Annotated in this window: 16 protein-coding genes and 2 tRNA genes; 7 read left to right on the forward strand and 11 right to left on the reverse strand. The window is 71.0% G+C overall.

The window, feature by feature from the left end:
* Positions 1 to 8 precede the first annotated feature (8 nt).
* Complete coding sequence (locus BEN78_01020; GenBank protein ASR44813.1) at positions 9 to 1,070, reverse strand: oxidoreductase; 1,062 nt, start codon at positions 1,068 to 1,070, stop codon at positions 9 to 11.
* A gap of 103 nt (positions 1,071 to 1,173) precedes the next feature.
* Between BEN78_01020 and BEN78_01025 the strand changes: the two genes are divergently transcribed.
* The 4 genes from BEN78_01025 (at position 1,174) to BEN78_01040 (ending at position 4,295) form a co-directional block, all read left to right on the forward strand.
* Positions 1,174 to 2,514 carry a tRNA lysidine(34) synthetase TilS gene (locus tag BEN78_01025; protein ASR42202.1) on the forward strand — a complete coding sequence of 447 codons (1,341 nt, stop codon included), beginning with the start codon at positions 1,174 to 1,176 and terminating at the stop codon, positions 2,512 to 2,514.
* A gap of 47 nt (positions 2,515 to 2,561) precedes the next feature.
* Entirely contained in the window at positions 2,562 to 2,849 is a 288-nt protein-coding gene (locus tag BEN78_01030) for an exodeoxyribonuclease VII small subunit (GenBank protein ID ASR42203.1), read from the forward strand.
* On the forward strand, positions 2,842 to 3,741 hold the full coding sequence (locus BEN78_01035) for a geranyl transferase (protein ASR42204.1): 900 nt from the start codon (positions 2,842 to 2,844) through the stop codon (positions 3,739 to 3,741). Before BEN78_01030 ends, BEN78_01035 begins: the two co-directional genes overlap by 8 nt.
* Before the next feature lie 77 nt (positions 3,742 to 3,818).
* Positions 3,819 to 4,295 (forward strand): GNAT family N-acetyltransferase, encoded by a 477-nt coding sequence (locus tag BEN78_01040; GenBank protein ASR42205.1) that lies wholly within the window; start codon positions 3,819 to 3,821, stop codon positions 4,293 to 4,295.
* Positions 4,296 to 4,348: 53 nt separating this feature from the next.
* Here the strand turns inward: BEN78_01040 and BEN78_01045 are convergent, their stop codons facing one another.
* The 3 genes from BEN78_01045 to pmbA all read right to left on the reverse strand — a co-directional run bounded on the left by BEN78_01045 (position 4,349) and on the right by pmbA (position 6,875).
* The gene (locus BEN78_01045; GenBank protein ASR42206.1) at positions 4,349 to 4,792 is read right to left on the reverse strand and encodes a hypothetical protein; all 444 of its coding nucleotides are present in this window, start codon (positions 4,790 to 4,792) and stop codon (positions 4,349 to 4,351) included.
* A gap of 254 nt (positions 4,793 to 5,046) precedes the next feature.
* Positions 5,047 to 5,406, reverse strand: a complete 360-nt coding sequence (locus tag BEN78_01050) for a hypothetical protein (protein ASR42207.1) — start codon at positions 5,404 to 5,406, stop codon at positions 5,047 to 5,049.
* Positions 5,407 to 5,489: 83 nt separating this feature from the next.
* Entirely contained in the window at positions 5,490 to 6,875 is a 1,386-nt protein-coding gene (pmbA, locus tag BEN78_01055) for a metalloprotease PmbA (GenBank protein ASR42208.1), read from the reverse strand.
* Positions 6,876 to 6,898: 23 nt separating this feature from the next.
* Between pmbA and BEN78_01060 the strand changes: the two genes are divergently transcribed.
* Positions 6,899 to 7,432, forward strand: a complete 534-nt coding sequence (locus BEN78_01060) for a hypothetical protein (GenBank protein ID ASR42209.1) — start codon at positions 6,899 to 6,901, stop codon at positions 7,430 to 7,432.
* Positions 7,433 to 7,530: 98 nt separating this feature from the next.
* Here BEN78_01060 and tldD read toward each other — a convergent pair whose 3' ends face one another.
* From tldD to BEN78_01080, 4 genes are all read right to left on the reverse strand, one after another.
* Positions 7,531 to 8,994: a metalloprotease TldD gene (tldD, locus tag BEN78_01065; protein ID ASR42210.1), complete on the reverse strand. Its 1,464-nt coding sequence runs from the start codon at positions 8,992 to 8,994 to the stop codon at positions 7,531 to 7,533.
* 69 nt (positions 8,995 to 9,063) lie between these two features.
* Positions 9,064 to 12,921: a TIGR02099 family protein gene (locus BEN78_01070; protein ASR42211.1), complete on the reverse strand. Its 3,858-nt coding sequence runs from the start codon at positions 12,919 to 12,921 to the stop codon at positions 9,064 to 9,066.
* Between the two features lie 9 nt (positions 12,922 to 12,930).
* Complete coding sequence (locus BEN78_01075; GenBank protein ASR42212.1) at positions 12,931 to 14,445, reverse strand: ribonuclease G; 1,515 nt, start codon at positions 14,443 to 14,445, stop codon at positions 12,931 to 12,933.
* A 6-nt stretch (positions 14,446 to 14,451) separates the two neighbouring features.
* Complete coding sequence (locus BEN78_01080) at positions 14,452 to 15,051, reverse strand: septum formation protein Maf (GenBank protein ASR42213.1); 600 nt, start codon at positions 15,049 to 15,051, stop codon at positions 14,452 to 14,454.
* Between the two features lie 122 nt (positions 15,052 to 15,173).
* Between BEN78_01080 and BEN78_01085 the strand changes: the two genes are divergently transcribed.
* Positions 15,174 to 15,902, forward strand: a complete 729-nt coding sequence (locus BEN78_01085) for a hypothetical protein (protein ID ASR42214.1) — start codon at positions 15,174 to 15,176, stop codon at positions 15,900 to 15,902.
* Positions 15,903 to 16,302: 400 nt separating this feature from the next.
* Positions 16,303 to 16,968: a hypothetical protein gene (locus BEN78_01090; protein ASR42215.1), complete on the forward strand. Its 666-nt coding sequence runs from the start codon at positions 16,303 to 16,305 to the stop codon at positions 16,966 to 16,968.
* 321 nt (positions 16,969 to 17,289) lie between these two features.
* Here the strand turns inward: BEN78_01090 and BEN78_01095 are convergent.
* The 3 genes from BEN78_01095 to BEN78_01105 all read right to left on the reverse strand — a co-directional run bounded on the left by BEN78_01095 (position 17,290) and on the right by BEN78_01105 (position 17,830).
* Positions 17,290 to 17,366 (reverse strand) — tRNA-Arg (locus tag BEN78_01095).
* A 103-nt stretch (positions 17,367 to 17,469) separates the two neighbouring features.
* Positions 17,470 to 17,562 (reverse strand) — tRNA-Ser (locus BEN78_01100).
* A 52-nt stretch (positions 17,563 to 17,614) separates the two neighbouring features.
* Positions 17,615 to 17,830, reverse strand: a complete 216-nt coding sequence (locus BEN78_01105; GenBank protein ASR42216.1) for a carbon storage regulator — start codon at positions 17,828 to 17,830, stop codon at positions 17,615 to 17,617.
* Between the last annotated feature and the right edge of the window lie 54 nt (positions 17,831 to 17,884).

A 17,884-nucleotide genomic window follows, 5' to 3' on the forward strand; every position in this document is an offset into this window, starting at 1 on the left:
GCGCGCCGTCACCAGGCGCGCTGATACTGCGCCGGCGGTTCGAGCGCCGCGCCCAGCACCTGGGCCGCGCGCCTGGGGAAGTAGGGATCGCGCAGCAACTCGCGCGCCAGCAGCACCACGTCCGCGTCGCCGTCGGCGACGATGCGCTCGGCCTGCTCGGGCGTGGTGATCAATCCGACTGCACCGGTCGCGATGCCGGCCTCGGCGCGGATGCGGCGGGCGAACGGCACCTGATAGTCGGGACCGACCTCGATCTTCTGGTCGGGCGACAGGCCGCCCGACGACACGTCGAGCAGGTCGACCCCGCGCGGCGCCAGCAGGCGCGCCAATGCGACGCTCTGCTCGATGTCCCAGCCGCCCTCGACCCAGTCGGTCGCCGAGAGCCGAAGCCACAGCGGCAAGCGCTCGGGCCAGACCTCGCGCACCGCATCGACGACCTCCAGCACCAGACGCGTCCGGCCTTCGAAGCTGCCGCCCCAGGCATCGTCGCGCGTGTTCGACAGTGGCGAGAGGAACTGGTGCAGCAGATAGCCGTGGGCGGCGTGGAGTTCGACCAGCTCGAAACCGGCGGCGAGCGCACGCTGCGCGGCCGCGCGGAATGCCGCGACGACGCCGCCGATGCCATCGGCATCGAGTGCGACCGGCGCGGGATAGCGCGCGCTGTAGGCCGACGCCGAGGGCGCGACGACCTGCCAGCCCCCATCAGCCTCCGCAACCGCGCCATGGCCCCGCCACGGCGCGTAGGTGCTCGCCTTGCGACCGGCGTGCGCCAACTGGACACCCGGCACCGCGCCCTGCGCGCGCACGAACGCCGCGATCGGCGCCCAGGCCTGCGTCTGCGCGTCGTTCCACAGACCGACATCGTCGGGCGAGATGCGACCTTCGGGCAGTACCGCCGTGGCCTCGGCGATCACCAGGCCGGCGCCGCCGACCGCGCGGCTGCCCAGGTGCACCAGATGCCAGTGGTCGGGCATCCCGTCGACGGCGCTGTACTGGCACATCGGCGAGACCGCGATGCGGTTACGCAACGTCAGCGCGCGTTGCGCCAGCGGAGAGAACAAGTCGGACATTGCAGGTTCCTGCAGGCGGGTCGCCGACTGTAGGCCCAGCGCCCCCACCTCCGCGACCACGCGGTCGGATCGCTGCATTCCGGTCGCGTGGCACCATGCGCGGATGTCCGCGCCGTTCCCAGACCCGACGCTGCCCGCGCCGCCCGGCGACGGACCGCTGCACGTGGCGTTCAGCGGTGGCCTCGACTCGACCGCCCTGCTGCACCTGCTCGCGCACGATGCGCGCGTGGGCGCACGCGGCTTGGTCGCGCTGCATGTGCACCACGGCCTGCAGCCGCAGGCCGAGGCCTGGGCCGCGCATTGCGAGGCCGTCTGTGCCGCGCTCGGCATCGCCTGCGACGTGTTGCGCGTGACGGTCGTGCGCGCGGGCGGCGAGGGTCTGGAAGCGGCGGCACGCGCGGCCCGCCATGCCGCGCTGCAGGCCCGGCTGCCGCCGGCCGCGGTCGCGGTCTTCGCGCATCACCGCGACGACCAAGCCGAGACCGTGCTGCTGCGCGCGTTGCGCGGCGCCGGTCCCGACGGCCTGGCGGCGATGCGGCCGCTGCGGCCCTTCGGCACAGGCTGGCTGTGGCGGCCGTTGCTGGCGGTCCCGCGCGCGCACCTGCTGGCCTATGCCATGCGCCACGGACTGCACTGGATCGAAGATCCGAGCAATACCGCCGACGACGCCGACCGCAACTTCCTGCGCAATCGCGTCCTGCCGCTGCTGCGCACACGCTGGCCGCAGGCCGACGCCGTGCTGGCCGATGTCGCGACGCTGCAGCACGCGACGGTCGCCCTGCTCGACGACGAAGACACCGCCGCCCTGGCCAAGGTGCGCACGTCCGACCCGGCAACGCTGGACATGGCCCGGCTGCGGACCCTGCCGACCGCGCGCCGTGCGCGCGTGCTGCGGCGCTGGATCGCGGCGCTGGGCCTGCCGCCGCTGCCGCGCCAGGGCAGCGCCTGGTGCGAGGCCACACTGCAAGCGCCTGCCGGGGATCGCAGCCCCCAGTTCGACTGGGCGGGGTGCCGACTGCAGCGCTGGCGCGACCTGCTGCACGCAGGGGCGCAGCGCGCACCGCTGCCGCGCGATTTCGCCGTCGACTGGGCCGGCACTGCGCCGCTCACGCTGCCCGGCGGCGACCGGCTGCACCTGCACGGGCCACCGCCGGACGCGCCCTTGGATTGGCAGGTCCGGGCCCGGCGCGGCGGCGAGCGGATCGTACTGCCCGGCCGGACGCATTCGCATACGCTCAAGCACGTACTGCAGGATCGCGCGGTACCGCTCTGGCGTCGCGAACGATTACCGCTGCTGGTCGATGCCAGTGGCCGATTGCTCGCGGCCGGCGACCTCGTCCTCGACGGCGCATTCCAAGCCTGGCTGCGCGATGGCGGCCGCCGCTTGCGTTGGGAGCACGCAGCGACAGCACACGACGAACCGGACGATCTGTCGCTGCGGTGAGGGCCGCACTCAGCCCTCGCCCAGGCGTCATCGCTTAGAATCGCGGCATGGCCAAATCCGCTTCCACGCCCGCCCCGCCCGCCCAGGATCCGTCCCCGGTCGCCGACTTCGAAAACGCCCTGGGCCAGCTCGAAGCCCTGGTCGAACGCATGGAGGGCGGCGAGTTGAGCCTGGAGGAATCGCTCGGCGCCTACGAGCGCGGTGTCGGCCTGTACCGCCGCTGCCGCCAGGCGCTCGAGGACGCCGAACAGCGCGTGCGCCTGCTCAGCGACCCGGCCGCCCCCGAGCGCAGCCAGCCGTTCGGCGGCGAGCAGGTCGACGATCCCGATGCCTGATTCCGTCGGCGAGATCGCCGCTCGCATCGGCGATTGGCGCACCCGCACCGACACCGCGTTGCAGCGCGCACTCGACACCGCCGCAGGCGGCGAACCGCGGCTGGATGCAGCGATGCGTCATGCGGTGCTGCTCGGCGGCAAACGCATGCGCCCGCTGCTGGTCCACGCCACCGCGGCGGCCTTCGGCGCCGCGCCCGCGCAGGCCGATGCGCCGGCAGTCGCGGTCGAACTCGTGCACGCCTATTCGCTGGTCCACGACGACCTGCCGGCGATGGACGACGACGCGTTGCGTCGCGGCCAGCCGACCGTGCACGTCGCCTTCGACGAAGCCACCGCCATCCTCGCTGGCGACGCCTTGCAGACCTTGGCGTTCTCGGTGCTCGCCGAGGCGCCACTTGCGGCCGAAACGCGGCTGGCGATGGTCGCGCGGCTGGCATCGGCATCGGGCGCGCTGGGCATGTGCGGCGGCCAGGCGATCGATCTGGCCGCGACCGGCGGCGGCGGTGCGCGCGACATCGCAGGCCTGGAACGTCTGCACGCGCTCAAGACCGGCGCGCTGCTGCGTGCGGCGGTTGCGCTCGGGGCACTGGCCGCCGACGTCGATGCCGCGACGCGCGCCCGGCTCGACGAGTTCGCGACCGCACTCGGCCTCGCCTTCCAGATCCGCGACGACCTGCTCGACATCGAGGGCGACAGCGCGACGCTGGGCAAGACCGCGGGCAAGGACGTGGCCCAGGACAAGGCGACGTTCCCTGCGCTGATCGGCGCCGACGCCTCGCGCGCGCGGCTCTCCGAGCTCGCCTCGCGCATGCGCGAGGCGCTGGCACCGTTCGGCGATGCCGCCGCACCGCTGGCCGAACTCGGCCGGCAGGCCATCGAACGCGACCACTGAGCCGGGTAGGCCAGCCGCGCAACCCACACCCGCGGCCCACTGGCCGGCATGTCCCTGCAGACGAGCGCTGGCCGCGCATGATCACGCTTCGCCCCTACGCCCCGTCCGACTTCGATGCCTGCCTGGCCTTGTTCGACGGCAACTGCCCGACGTTCTTCGACCGCGCCGAGCGCGACGATTTCGCGCGCTTCCTGTCGCGACATGCCACGGCCTGGCATTTCTTGGTCGTCGAGCGCGATGGCCGCCTGCTCGCCTGCGGCGGCCATGCCCAGAACGATGACGGGCGGCACGCAAGCCTGTGTTGGGGCATGGTCGCGCGCGACCATCACCGCCAGGGGCTGGGACGACGCCTGCTCGAGGCGCGCATCGCATGGTGTCGGCGCACGCCGGGCATCGAACGCATCGTGCTGGACACCAGCCAGCACACATGCGCCTTCTACGCGCGGTTCGGCTTCCGGGTCGAGCGCGTCACGCCCGACGGCTATGGCCCCGACCTTGACCGCTACGACATGGTGCTGGACCTGATCGAAACGAGCGGAGACGCCACGGGCTGATGCACGCGAGCCCGCCCGATGCCGCACGCGGCACCGAGCGGGCTGCGCGGCGATCAGCCGATCAGGCGCAGCGTCAGCGGATAGCGATAGGTCTCGCCGTTCCAGGCCTTGACCGCCGCCACGATGCCGCAGACCAGCCAGAGCACCGCGAGGGCGACTGCGCCCAGCACCAGCAGCAGCCCGAGCGGCAACGCCACGATCGCCCCGATGCCCAGCGTCAGCACCGTCATGCCCAGCAGCACGAGGCCGGTCACGCCGAGGACGCAGGCGTAGAGGAACATACTCAGGTTGAAGTTCAGCGCTTCCAGCGCATGGTCGGCGACGAAGGCATCGTCGTCGCGCTTGACCAGATAGACGGTGCCGGCGACGACGATGCCGGCCACGCCGGACATCCAACTCGTCAACAAGGCGAGCACCAGCGCGCCGATGTGCGTGCCGGCGGCCCATTGCCGACTGGCGATGGCAGGCGGGGCCTGGGGGAGCGTCGAAGCGTACATGGGGGTCTCCAGAAGCGTCGAGGGACAGGCCCATCATGGCGCCGCGCGTCGACGGCGCAAGCCAACGGATGGCACCCAACCGATGGCACCCAACGGATGGCAGGGGCGATACGACGACGGGGATCGTCCTGAGATTGGAAGATCGCGCCAAGCAAAAACCCCGGTTTTGGAAGGGCGCGCATTCCCTCACGCTGGCGAAGAACGAAAAACCCCGGCACAAGGGCCGGGGTTCGGGAGGCTGCGGTGCGTGCCGATCAGCTGATCAGACGCAGCGCGAAGGGGTAGCGATAGGCCACGCCGTCCTTGGCCTTGAGCGCGGCGATGATGCTGAACACCACACACAGGATCCACAGCACCAGGTTGATCAGGCCGCCGATCAGGATGATCGTCAGCACCATGCCGATGACGTAGCCGATGGTCAGCGTGATCTGGAAGTTCAACGCTTCCTTGGCCTGGTCGGTGACGAAGGCCTTTTCGGGCCGGTCCTTGTGCACCAGCCACATGATCAGCGGCACGATGAAGCCGAAGATGATGCACGACAGATGCGTGAGCATCGCGAACGTGCGGTCGTCCTGGGTGGCGGCCACGGCCGGTGCCGGGTCGAAATCGTTCATTGCAAAGTCCCCATAGGCAAGGTGGAAGAAGATGCGCTGGGCCGGGCGACGATCGCCGCCGCAGCTGGCGGTGCGAGCATACGTCAATCCGTGCCGGCAACCGTCATCCTGCCGATCAGCATCGAGCCGGTACGGACATGCGAACGCGGGTCGACATCGGTGCCCACCGCTTCGATGCTGGCGAACATCTGTTTCAGATTGCCGGCGATGGTGATCCCGTCGACCGCGTGCCGGATCTCGCCGCCCTCGATCCAGAACCCGGCCGCGCCGCGCGAATAGTCGCCCGTCACCGCATTGACGCCCTGCCCCATCAGTTCGGTCACCAGCAGCCCGCGTCCCATGCCGCGCACCATCGCATCGAGGTCGCCGGCATTGGCGGCGATCTCCAGATTGTGCACGCCACCGGCGTTGGCGGTGGTCTGCAGACCGAGCCGGCGCGCGGAGTAGCTGCCGAGGATGTAGCGCTGCAGCACGCCGGCCTCGACCAGCGGCGACTCGCGGGTCGCCACGCCTTCGGCATCGAACGCAGCGGACTGGAACCCACGCGCCAGGAACGGCCGCTCGTGGATCGAGAACCAGTCGGGAAACAGTTGGGTGCCGGCGCTGTCGAGCAGGAAGCTGGCACGCCGGTACAGCGCACCGCCCGAGACCGCGCCGAGCAGGTGCCCGACCAGCGACCGGGCGACCTCGGCCTGGAACAGCACCGGGTAGCTGCCGGTCGGCACCGGCCGCGGATCGAGACGCGCGAGCGTGCGCTGCGCGGCGCGGCGGCCGATCGCCGCTGCCGGCTCCAGGTCGTCGGCCGCCAGCGCCACGCTGTACCAGCCGTCGCGCTGCATCTGCTCGCCGCTGCCTGCGATCAGCGCGCAGCCGATGCTGTGGTGGCTGCTGCGCTCGGCGCCGACGAACCCGTGGCTGTTGGCGTAGACGTGCAGCGCACGCGCAGTCGAGACCGAGGCGCCGTCGGAGTTGCCGATCCGTGCGTCGGTGTCGCGCCCCGCGGTTTCGCAGGCCAGCGCCAGGTCGACCGCGCGATCGGCGTCGAGCGTCCAGGGATGCCAGGCGTCGAACTCGGGGAAGCGGCCATCGGCACCCGGCCGCGCCATCAGCGCGGCGTCGGCCAGGCCCGCGGCGGGGTCGTCCTCGGTGAAGCGGGCGATCGCGCAGGCCTGGTCGACGGTCGCCGCCAGGCTCTCCTCGCGCAGATCCGCGGTGCTCGCGCTGCCCTTGCGGCGGCCGAAGTAGACCGTCACCGCGATACCGCGATCCTGGGTGGACTCGACCGTCTCGACCTCGCCCATGCGCACGTCGACGTTGAGGCCGGCATCTTCCGAGCAGGCGACTTCGGCCTGAGTCGCGCCCTGGGCCCGGCAGCGCTCGAGCAGGCGCTGCGACAGCTCGGTCAGTGCGTCGAGCCGGGCGAGGGAGTCGTCGCCCGCCACGCGGTCGGCGATCTGCGATGGGGACATGGTCAATGGCTTATCCTGTTGCGATGAGAGGCATAGACGAAGACAGCGGCGAGTACCTGGGCCCGAGCCGCAAGCAGCAGCGCCGCGAGGCGCTGGAAGTGTTGTCGCTGGCCGAGGCGCTGGTGGCGCTGCCCGAGGGGCGGTTGGCGAAACTGCCGGTACCCGACACGCTGCTGCCGCACATCGCCGAAACGCGCCGGATCACCTCGCACATCGCGCGCAAGCGGCAGATGGCGTTTCTGGCCAAGCAGATGCGCCGGGAGGAAGACGAGACGCTGGAGGCGATCCGCGACGCGCTCGACGCCGGCGGCGAGGCCTCGCGCATCGAGACCGCGATGCTGCACCGCGCCGAGAGCTGGCGCACGCGCCTGCTCGACGAGGGCGACGCCGCTCTGGCCGAACTTCTGGAGGCCTACCCGCAGGCCGACCGCCAGCGCCTGCGCCAACTGGTGCGCAACGCGCTGGCCGAGCGGGCCAAGAACAAGCCGCCGGCGGCGTTCCGGGAACTGTTCCGGCTGCTGCGCGACACGGTGGCGCAGAAGACCGAACAGCCGTGAAGCGCCCTCGCTGACCGGCGATTCGACTGCGCGGCCCGGCCGCGCGCGCCCGAACCTGCGCGTTGGCATCCGCCATCCCGCCCCATCCATCACGACGCTCAAGCTTGGGTACCACCCACGGTGAGCCCGTCGATCAGCAGTGATGGCTGGCCGACCCCGACCGGGACGCTCTGGCCGTCCTTGCCGCAGATGCCCACGCCGTCGTCGAGCGCCATGTCGTGGCCGACCATGCGCACGCGCTGCATCGTCTCGGGGCCATTGCCGATCAGCGTGGCGCCCTTGACCGGCGCGGTGATGCGGCCGTCCTCGATCAGATAGGCCTCGGTCGCCGAGAACACGTACTTGCCACTGGTGATGTCGACCTGGCCGCCGCCGAAGTTGACTGCGTACAGCCCCTTTTTCACCGACCGGATCATGTCCTGCGGGTCGTCGCGGCCGGCCAGCATGTAGGTGTTGGTCATGCGCGGCATCACCCGGTGCGCGAACGACTCGCGGCGGCCGTTGCCGGTCGAGGCGATACCACTCAGGCGCGCGTTGAGGGTGTCGTGCATGTAACCGGTCAGCACGCCGTCCTCGATCAGCGTGGTGCACTGGGTCGGCGTGCCTTCGTCGTCGACATTCAACGAACCACGCCGACCGGCCAGCGTGCCGTCGTCGACGATCGTCACCCCGGGCGCGGCCACCCGCTGCCCGACGCGACCTGCGTAGGTGCTGGTGCCCTTGCGGTTGAAGTCGCCTTCCAGGCCATGGCCGACAGCCTCGTGCAGCAAAACGCCCGGCCAACCGGCACCGAGCACGACTGGCATCACCCCGGCCGGGGCGTCGACCGCCTCGAGGTTCACCAGCGCCTGGCGCAGCGCTTCGCGCGCGAAGTGCTCCGGGCGTCCGTCGCCGAGCAGCTCGGCATAGCTGTAGCGCCCGCCGTAGCCGGCATAGCCGGACTCTCGGCGCCCATCCTGCTCGACCAGCACCTGGATGTTGAGCCGGACCAGCGGCCGCACGTCGCCGGCGAGCACGCCGTCGCTGCGCGCGACCAGGATGGTGTCCACGCCGCCCGTCAGGCTGACGCTCACCTGTTGTACGCGCGGATCAGCGGCACGCAGGAAGCGGTCGATCCGGCGCAACGCCTCGACCTTCTCCGCACTGCCCAGTGCGTCGATCGGGTCGCCGGACGGATAAAGATCGTGCGCACGCGCACGCACCAGCGCCTGCGGGGCATGCGCGCGGCCGTCGCGGGCGATCGCACGCGCCGAACGCGCGGCGCTGAGCAGCGCCACCGCGTCGATATCGTCCGAGTACGCCAGGCCGGTCTTCTCGCCGCTGATCGCGCGCACACCCACGCCCTGCTCGATCGCATGCGAGCCGCTCTTGACGATGCCGTCCTCGACCGACCAGCTCTCGCGGCGCGCATGCTGGAAATACAGGTCGCCGAAGTCGATGCCCGGGCCGAGCAAGGCGGAGAAGGTACGGTCGAGATGGGCGCTGTCGAGGCCGGCGGGCAACAGCAGACGGGACTGCGCGAGCGCCAGCGCGTCGCCGGTCGCGGGGGAGAGATCGGTCATCCCTGCAGTGTGGGGCCTGGTGGACGAATGGCAACCCACTGCCGCGTCCTGGAGGGGCGCGGACGCCGGCTAGGGGCCGGTGGGCGGCGACGGCGCCGCCTCGGGCGGCGGCACGTCACGGCGCTCGACCACTTCGACCTTGGGGTCCTGCCACGGGCCGCTGACGTGATAGTTGCGCGCGCCCATCTCGGCCAGCGGTCGCCGCAGCACCGCATTGGCAACCGCGCCCACCGCCGCGCCCACTGGACCGGCGGTCAGCGCGCCGACAGCGGGCAGCAGGTTGCCGGTCTTGGGCAGCACTTCGATGTCCTGGTCGTGGGTGCGCGCCTGCAGGTCGGCGGTGCCGCGGATGCGGATCTCCGCCGCGGGGCCGTCGATCGTCACGCCGTCGCTGCGGGCCAGGCCCTGGCCGAAGCGGATCTCGCCGGCGATCCGGCTGAAGCCGAAGCCGCGATTGAAGAAATCGCGGAAATCGAGCATCAGCCGGCGTGGCAGTTCGGCCACGCTCAGCAGGCCCAGCACACGTCCGGCCCCGGGCTCGACCTCGACCAGTTGGCCGTCCTTGACCGTCATCTGCAGTGCGCCTTCCAACGATGCGACCGCGAACGCATTGGGCGCACCGGGCCAGGCGGCATCGAAGTCCACTCGTCCCTGGCCGCCGACGATACTGCCGGCAAATCCCAGGCCGGACGCCAGCCGGCCGAAATCGTCGCTCTCCAGGTCGGCCTCGAGCGTTGTCCGCGCAGCGGTGCCGCGTCCGGTCCAGCGGCCGCGCAGCTCGATCCGGTGCTGCGGCGACTGCACCCGCAGATGATCGAGCGCGACGCCACCGGGCACACGCACCAGGCTGCCGTCTGCGGTGCCGAGCTGCAGCGGGCCGACGCGCAGGTCCTCGATCGCCAGCCGGATCGGCCGCAGCGTCGCCGGATCGATCGTGTCGGCATCGCCGGAGGGCGCCGGCGGCTGCGCTGCCCGCGGTTCCTCGGCCGGCGCCTGCGCCTGCATCGGCCAATGCAGGCGCTGTAGCGTTGCGACCACCGGCGCACCGTCGGCGTCGGGCACACGCACGCCCCCCGCCAGCGCCGCACCATCGAAGCGCAGGCTGGTGCCGGCGCCCTGACGCACTGCGGTGATCCGGGTCTGGCCGAAGCCGGCGCCGGGCAGACGCAGATCCAGTGCCGTCAGATCGATGCCGACCAGGCGCGGCGCATCCACACCGTCGCCGCCGCCGGCCGCCAGGCCAATCCAGTCGGCGAGTTCAATGACCGGAGTGCGTCCGCCGATCGCGATCCCCGACACTGGCGGCGCCTCGGCAACGCGCGCGCTGCCGAACGCCAGGCGCACGCCGGTCCCGGCATCGCGCGCACGCGCGCGCACCGCGAGCCGATCGCCGAATCCGACCGCGATATCGCCGGCATCGAACGGCAACGGCGCTTCGATCGTCGTGCGCAACGCTTCGCCGGCCGGCTTGGCCAGCGGCGCCGGCAGCCGTAACGCGGTGCCGACCAGATCCGAGCGCAGCAGCAGGCGCGCCGGTGCCTGGCCCGGCGCAGGCGCACGCGCCACCGAGACCTGCACCTGCCACGGCGCCGCGCCGTCGACATGCGGGCGCAACCAGCCCAGATCGGGCGCGCGTGCGAGCAAGTCGCTGGCCGCGAGTGTGGTGTCGAGTTCGGCCTCGAACGCCTGGGCGCGGTCGCGCACATGGCCCTCGCCCGCGCGCAACGCCAGCGTGCCGACGCGCCCCTCGGTCCGGGCGGCCAGCCGTTCGCCGGAAAACCCGTTCTGGTCGAAGCGTGCGCTGCCGCGCACATCGCTGAAGTCGAGCGCAAAACGGCCTTCGCGCGCCGACACGCCGTCCAGCGCCACGCTGCCGTCGAGCCGCACCGGCGCGCCGTGCGGCACCGCCAGCGTCAGCGCAACGCGCGCCGGGCCAGCGACCTCGAGGTTGTCGAGCGTCTCGGCATGCTCGACGTGGAACGGGCTTTGCCGCATCAACGTCAATAACGCGCCGGCATCGGCTTGGGTGGTCGCACGGACCTCGACCGGGCTGTGCGCGTAGTGCCGCATGCCCGCTTCGATCGTCTTCACCGGCGCCCCGGCCAGTTCGCCGTGCGCGTCTTCGACCGAGAACCCATCGTTGAGGAAGCGCACTCGCCCGCTCATGCGCTCCAGCGCCGGCCAGTCGTCCTGGAAGCGGATCGTCGCGTCCTCGATTCGTGCCCGTGCGTCGAACACACCCCGCCGATCGTGTCCGTCGGCGCTGCCGAAGGGCCAGTCGCCCAGCTCGCCGGAGACGATCGCGCGCCCGTCGCGGACGGTGCCGGCGACCAGCGCCATGTTCAGCCAGTCCATCGCGGCCGCCGGCATTTCGTGGCGCACCCAGAATTTCTTGGCGACCGGCACCTGCGCCGGGTCGACGACGGCCGCCAGATCGATACGCGGGCGCGTGCCATTGCCGTGGAAGGCAAGGCCACCGCGCACGTCCGCAGCATAGCCCTCGCCTTCGATCCGCAGCGCCGGTGTCTCGACACGCCAGTCGCCGTCCTCGCGCCAGGCGGCGATATCGCCCTCGAGCCGCAGCGGATGCGGCACACCGAAGCCCTTGGGCCAGTCGAACACCGGCCGGGCCTGCGGATCGGGACGGAAGACCAGGCCATCGGCATCGCCGGCCAAGGTGCCGGTCAGCCCGTGCAGGCCCGGCGTGGTTCCGACTGGCGCAAATCCCAGGTTCTCGATGCGCGCGGCCACACGGGCCGGTCCGCCGGGCAACGCGGCGACCTCGACATCGGCCAGGACCGCCTGCGGCGCGGCGGCCTGCAGCCAGTCGCGCAGCGACGGCGACAGGCCGTCGCCGAGCGCGGCCAGCGCCAGCAGCGGCGCAACCTCGACGCGTGCGGCGCGCATTGCGTAGCGCGAGCCGCCGGCCAGCACCAGCCCGTCGAGCGTCTGCTCGCGGCCGTGCTGGACCATGCGCAGCGTCGGCGCGTCGAGCCGCCAGTCCGCGCCCTCGTGCTCCCAGCGCAGTTGTGCGCGCACGCCGTCGAATGCCACTGCGCCCTGGGCATCGCCCCCCTGCCCGCTCGGCACGGCGCGCCGCAGCGACAATGTGTCGAGCGCGATGTCGGCCGTGGCCGCGACCACCCGGCGCTCGCGCAACTCCAGCCAGGCCGCGACCCGGCCATGACCCTCGCCGATCGCCGCGCCACTGGGCGCCAGCAACGGCGACCAGACCTGGAGGTCGTTGCGCGGCATCGCGACGTAGGCGCGGCCGGTGAGGTCGTCGCGCAGCAGATCGACCCGCAGATCCAGCGGCGCCCCGTCGACCTCGACCCAGGCCTTGGCCGCGGCGCGCACCCGGCGCCGGTCGACCTGCATCCGCAGATCGACCCGTGGCAGCGTGTGTCGCAGCGACAGCGAGGGCGCATCGATCGTGAGCCGCGCGCCGATCACCTGCAGCTCGCCCAGGCCTTCGAGCGCGGCCAGCGGATCGTCGTTGGGCGTCGCACTGCCCGGCAGGCCGCGGACATGCCAGCCGCCGTCGTCGTCGCGTTCGAGGGTCAATGCCAGCCCCTGGATCCGCAGTTCAGTCAGCGAGCGGCCCGGCAGCAGGCCCGAATACGGCGCGACCTGGATCTCGGCACTGTCGATCGGCACCGCGGTCCCTGGCTCGCCGATGCGCAGCCCGGTCACCCGCAGCAGCGGCCCGCGCCGGCTCCACTGGGTGCGCAGGGTCTCGAAAGCGACCGGCCGGCCGGCGCGTTCACTGAGCCAGCGCTCGACGCTGCGCGGATTGCGTTCGACCCACGGCAACGCCAACTGCGCCAGCGCCACCGCGCCGACCGCGACCAGCACCACCGACAAGGCCGCGACGTACCACGCGCCCAGATGCGCGCGACGCAGGCGCTTCGCCCACGCCGCGGTCATCGTCGTGCCCTAGAGCAGCACAACGTCGAACTGCTCCTGCAGGTACTGGTCGTCGGACTGGAACCGGATCGACTTGCCGAGGAACTCCTCGAGCTCGACCACCGCGGCCGATTCTTCATCGGTGATCGCGGTGACCACCTTGGGCGAGGCGATGACCAACAACCGGTCGGCATCGAACTGGCGCACTGCGCGCACGATCTCGCGGAAGATCTCGTAGGTCACCGTCTCGACGGTCTTCACGATGCCGCGGCCGCCGCAGGCGCCGCACGACTCGCCGAGCTGGCGCTGCAGGCTCTCGACCGTGCGCTTGCGGGTCATCTCGACCAGGCCCAGTGGCGAGAAGTCGTAGACCGTGGTCTTGGCATGGTCGCGCGCAAGCGATTTTTCGAGCGTGCGCAGCACCTGGCGGCGGTGCTCGGGGTCGGCCATGTCGATGAAATCGATGATGATGATGCCGCCCAGATTGCGCAGCCGCAGTTGCCGGGCGACCGCCTGCGCGGCCTCCAGGTTGGTGCGGAACACCGTCTCCTCGAGGTTGCGCTGGCCCAGGAACGAGCCGGTGTTGACGTCGACGGTGGTCATCGCCTCGGTCTGGTCGATCACCAGCGTGCCGCCGGACTTGAGCGCGACCTCCTTGTTGAGCGCCCGCTGGATCTCGTCCTCGACCCCGTACAGGTCGAAGATCGGCCGCGACCCGGTGTAGCACTCGATCCGGTCCACCAGCCGCGCCTGCTCGGCCGGCCCGGGCGCCGGCAGGTACTGCGCGGCGAATACGCACAGCTTTTCGTAGGTGTCGCGCGAGTCGACCTTGACCTTGTCGACATCGCGGCGCATCAGGTCGCGCACTGCGCGCATCGGCAGGGTCAGGTCCTCGTAGACCCGGCTGCCCACCCTCGCCTCGCCGACCGTGCGCTCGATCAGCGCCCAGGCCCGCTGCAGGTAGGCGATGTCCTCGGCCAGCGCTTCGGCGCTCTGGCCCTCGGCATTGGTGCGCACGATATAACCGTGGCCGCCAGTGGCGGCGGCCAGCTCGGACACCAGCGTCTTGAGCCGCACTCGCTCGGCCTCGTCCTCGATCCGCGCCGACACGCCGACCGCGCGCGACTGCGGCAGCAGCACGAGGTAGCGCGAGGGGATGCTGATCTGGGTCGTCAGCCGCGCGCCCTTGCTGCCGATCGGGTCCTTGACCACCTGGACGACGATCTCCTGCCCGTCGCGCAGCAGTTCGTTGACCGGCAGCGTCGGCCCGGACGGCGGGAACAGGCTCTCGCCGTCGCCATCGCCGTTGGCCTGCGGTGCGCGCATCACGTCGTTGGCGTGCAGGAAAGCCGCGCGCTCCAGGCCGATGTCGACGAACGCCGCCTGCATGCCGGGCATCACCCGCTGCACCCGGCCCTTGTAGATGTTGCCGACCACCCCGCGCCGCCAGCCGCGCTCGATGTGCAGCTCCTGCAGCATGCCGTTCTCGACCACGGCCACGCGTGTCTCGCGCGGCGTGACGTTGATCAGGATCTCTTCGGACATGCGAGATCAGGCCTCCTGTGCTTCAGCGACGAACGGCCGCGGGGCCAGCCCGAAATCGCGCAGCAGCACGCCGGTCTGCTGCAGCGGCAGGCCGACCACACCCGAGTAGCTGCCGGCCAGGTGCGTAACAAACAGCGCCGCACCGCCCTGGATCGCGTAGCCGCCGGCCTTGCCGCGCGGCTCGCCACTGGCGACATAGGCCGCAATGGTCGTCTCGTCGAGCGGCGCGAACGTCACCTCGGTGACCACCGTCGCCTGCGCCTGGCGATCGGCGCCGACCAGCGCCACCGACGAGATCACCTCGTGGGTTCGCCCCGAAAGCTTGCGCAGCATCGATGCAGCCTCGGCATCATCGCGTGGCTTGCCGAAGACCTCGCCGTCAAGGACGACCTCGGTATCGGCACCGAGCACGACCGCACCGGGCTCGGTCGCCAAGGTGCGCAGCCCGGCGTCGGCCTTGTCGCGTGCGACACGGCGCACGTAGTCGCCCGCCGCTTCGGCCGGATCGCGGCACTCAACGACATCGACATCGACGACCCCGAACGGGAGTCCGAAATGGGCCAGCAGGGCGCGACGGCGCGGGGATTGCGAGGCGAGATACAGCATCCGGCAAGGATACCGTGCAGCGGCCACGCAGCCGTCGACGCGGCACCCATTAACCCCGTTCAGGCTCACGACCCGTTCACTGCCCCGTGACGACCCTTGTTCCGTCGTCCTTGGAGACCACCATGCGCCCCAATCCGCTCCGCCCCTTGCTGCTTGCCTGCAGCCTTGCCCTTGGGACCGTTTCGATGACCGCCACCGCCCAGGACCCTCCGGCCACCGCCCCTGCCGACGGCACGATGCTCTCGATCTCGGCCAGGGCCGAGGCCAGCCGCGTGCCCGATATCGCGACACTGTCGACCGGCGTGGTCACGCAGGCCGCCGACGCCAATGGCGCCATGCGCGCCAATGCCGAGCAGATGACCCGGCTCACCGCCGCGATCAAGGCCGCCGGCATCGCCGAGCGCGACGTGCAGACCTCGGGCATCAACCTCAGCCCGCAGTATCACTACGCCGAGAACCAGCCGCCGACGATCACCGGTTACCAGGCCAGCAATACGGTCAATCTGAAGGTCCGCGACCTGCGCAGGCTTGGTTCGGTGCTCGATGCCCTGGTCGCCAACGGCGCCAACCAGATCAACGGCCCGACGTTCGAGATCGACAATGCCGAAGCGGTGGAGGACGAAGCCCGCGCCGCAGCGCTGAAGCTGGCGCAGCAGCGCGCCGAGCTCTACGCCAATTCGCTCGGCATGCGGGTGCGACGGATCGTGAGCATCAGCGAGGGCGGCGGCTTCGCCCCGCCTCGCCCAGCGATGGCGATGCGCATGGTGGCGCAGGACGCCTCCACCCCGATCGCGCCGGGCGAGAGCTCGCTCAGCGCCAATCTCAATGTCGTGTTCGAACTGGGACGCTGATATGAGCCGAAAGGACACGCCGCCTGCCGCCCCGCCCAAGCCCGGCCAGACGCCGGGCTACTCGGAAAATCACCCGCGCGACCACGAGGACGCGCGGCAGTCCGACCCCAAGCGCAAGCGCAATCCGGACGAAGGCGGTCTCGACCGCGAGCCTGAGGGCATGCCCGGCGACTGACCCATCGGGAGGTCCGGTCGCGCGCCGCGCGATCGGACCGCCTGTCCGCCGGCAACGACCACCCGTCGCCGTCCGCTTGCCTGCCCGCAGGATCGGTGCCCAGTCTGCAGACAGACACGGCGACCATGCCCGGCACGGCCGGGGCCCGGGTCGCCACGCTTCCGTCGGCCGTCCGGTCGGCACGTTAGGAGGTGGCGCATGGTGCTACAGCAGACCGCTCCCCACATGCGGGGCTTCGCGAACCCGGACCGCCGCCCGGACCCGGTCCGGATCGTCGGCATCGCCGGCACTCTCGCCTTCAATGCCGTGGTGTTGTCGGTGCTGCTGGTGCCCGCCGGCGGCGGCGACCGGCTCTCCCTGCCCGACGCCCCGCCGCAGCTCGAGTTCCGTTGGCTGACGCCGCCACCACCGACGCCGCCGCGCCCGCCCGAGATCCGCGAGATCGTTGCACCGCGACCGCTGCCACCGGCCGTCACCCCGCCCGCACCGGTCACGGTCGCGCCCACGATCGACAACGCGGCCGTCGCCATCCCCACGCCCGGCCCGGTCACGGCGCAGGCGCCCGGCGACGAGGTCGCGGTGGCGCCCCCTACACTGACGGCGCCCGTGAGCGGCATGCAACTGCAGTACGCGGCCGCGCCGCCGCCGACTTATCCGCGCGCCTCGTTGCGCGCCGGCCATACCGGCGTGGTGCAGCTCGAAGTGCACGTCGGCACCGATGGGCGTCCGCTTTCGGTGCGCGTGCACCGCAGCAGCGGGTACCGCGACCTCGACCAGGCCGCACTGCGTCAGGTGCAACGGCACTGGACGTTCCAGCCGGCCATGCGCGACGGTCGTCCGATCGAGGCGATCGGCGTCGTCCCGATCGCCTTCGACCTCGACCGCGGCTAGGCGCCGCAGCCGGCGCACCGGCACGTCAGGTGCGCCGGCAAGTGCACAGACGCACGCGCGCGACATCGCGCGACCGTGCAGACGTGGCCGCGCGCATCGCCGGGCACCACGATGTGCGCCGGCGTCCCCGTGAGGAACAATGCAATGCGTAGACCCGCAATTGCAGCGACGTCGCACGCGGGACGTCCTGCCCGTCGCGTGTCATCGCGCAGGCCTATCGACCATGCCGTCGTCGCGCGCCGGAGGCGAAGTACTTTGCGACGAGCGAAACAACAGGCAACAAAAAAGCCGACGATCTCTCGTCGGCTTCTCTGTTTGTTCTGGCGCGCCCGGAAGGATTCGAACCTCCGACCCCCAAGTTCGTAGCCTGGTGCTCTATCCAACTGAGCTACGGGCGCCTTGAACAGGAGCGGAATTTTGCAGGTAAAGCGAAATTCCGTCAATGCCTTTGCGAAGATTTTTTTCTTCCGTCGGTTTTGCCGACGTCGAACATCCAGGCAATGGCGGAGAGTGAGGGATTCGAACCCTCGATGGAGCTTTTGACCCCATACTCCCTTAGCAGGGGAGCCCCTTCGGCCTCTCGGGCAACTCTCCGAAGCATCACGTCATGCGATCAATTGCTCGACGCGGTGCGAAGGATACCGACTCACCGCGCTTGCGGCAAATCCTCGCCCACATCGGCCTGTGCATCGACACCTTCGCCACGATGGATCCGCTGATAGATCTCCTCGCGGTGGACGGCGACATCCTTGGGGGCAGTGATGCCGATGCGCACCTGATTGCCCTTCACGCCCAGTACCGTCACCGAGACCGAGTCCCCAATCATCAACGTCTCACCGACGCGACGGGTCAGAATCAACATAGAAATCTCCTGAGGCCGGCGTGGAACGCCCCACCGGCGTGGCCTGCAATTCGG

The organism is Xanthomonas citri pv. mangiferaeindicae (assembly GCA_002240395.1).
Classification (GTDB): domain Bacteria; phylum Pseudomonadota; class Gammaproteobacteria; order Xanthomonadales; family Xanthomonadaceae; genus Luteimonas; species Luteimonas citri_A.

Excerpts from the sequence above, each read along its gene's own strand:
- BEN78_01075 (ASR42212.1), bottom strand. The coding sequence starts at position 14,445 with ATGTCCGAAGAGATCCTGATCAACGTCACGCCGCGCGAGACACGCGTG.
- BEN78_01035 (ASR42204.1), top strand. The coding sequence starts at position 2,842 with ATGCCTGATTCCGTCGGCGAGATCGCCGCTCGCATCGGCGATTGGCGC.
- BEN78_01030 (ASR42203.1), top strand. The coding sequence starts at position 2,562 with ATGGCCAAATCCGCTTCCACGCCCGCCCCGCCCGCCCAGGATCCGTCC.
- BEN78_01085 (ASR42214.1), top strand. The coding sequence starts at position 15,174 with ATGCGCCCCAATCCGCTCCGCCCCTTGCTGCTTGCCTGCAGCCTTGCC.
- pmbA (ASR42208.1), bottom strand. The coding sequence starts at position 6,875 with ATGTCCCCATCGCAGATCGCCGACCGCGTGGCGGGCGACGACTCCCTC.
- BEN78_01050 (ASR42207.1), bottom strand. The coding sequence starts at position 5,406 with ATGAACGATTTCGACCCGGCACCGGCCGTGGCCGCCACCCAGGACGAC.
- BEN78_01105 (ASR42216.1), bottom strand. The coding sequence starts at position 17,830 with ATGTTGATTCTGACCCGTCGCGTCGGTGAGACGTTGATGATTGGGGAC.
- BEN78_01080 (ASR42213.1), bottom strand. The coding sequence starts at position 15,051 with ATGCTGTATCTCGCCTCGCAATCCCCGCGCCGTCGCGCCCTGCTGGCC.
- BEN78_01020 (ASR44813.1), bottom strand. The coding sequence starts at position 1,070 with ATGTCCGACTTGTTCTCTCCGCTGGCGCAACGCGCGCTGACGTTGCGT.
- BEN78_01025 (ASR42202.1), top strand. The coding sequence starts at position 1,174 with ATGTCCGCGCCGTTCCCAGACCCGACGCTGCCCGCGCCGCCCGGCGAC.
- BEN78_01070 (ASR42211.1), bottom strand. The coding sequence starts at position 12,921 with ATGACCGCGGCGTGGGCGAAGCGCCTGCGTCGCGCGCATCTGGGCGCG.
- BEN78_01060 (ASR42209.1), top strand. The coding sequence starts at position 6,899 with ATGAGAGGCATAGACGAAGACAGCGGCGAGTACCTGGGCCCGAGCCGC.
- BEN78_01040 (ASR42205.1), top strand. The coding sequence starts at position 3,819 with ATGATCACGCTTCGCCCCTACGCCCCGTCCGACTTCGATGCCTGCCTG.
- BEN78_01045 (ASR42206.1), bottom strand. The coding sequence starts at position 4,792 with ATGTACGCTTCGACGCTCCCCCAGGCCCCGCCTGCCATCGCCAGTCGG.
- BEN78_01090 (ASR42215.1), top strand. The coding sequence starts at position 16,303 with ATGCGGGGCTTCGCGAACCCGGACCGCCGCCCGGACCCGGTCCGGATC.
- tldD (ASR42210.1), bottom strand. The coding sequence starts at position 8,994 with ATGACCGATCTCTCCCCCGCGACCGGCGACGCGCTGGCGCTCGCGCAG.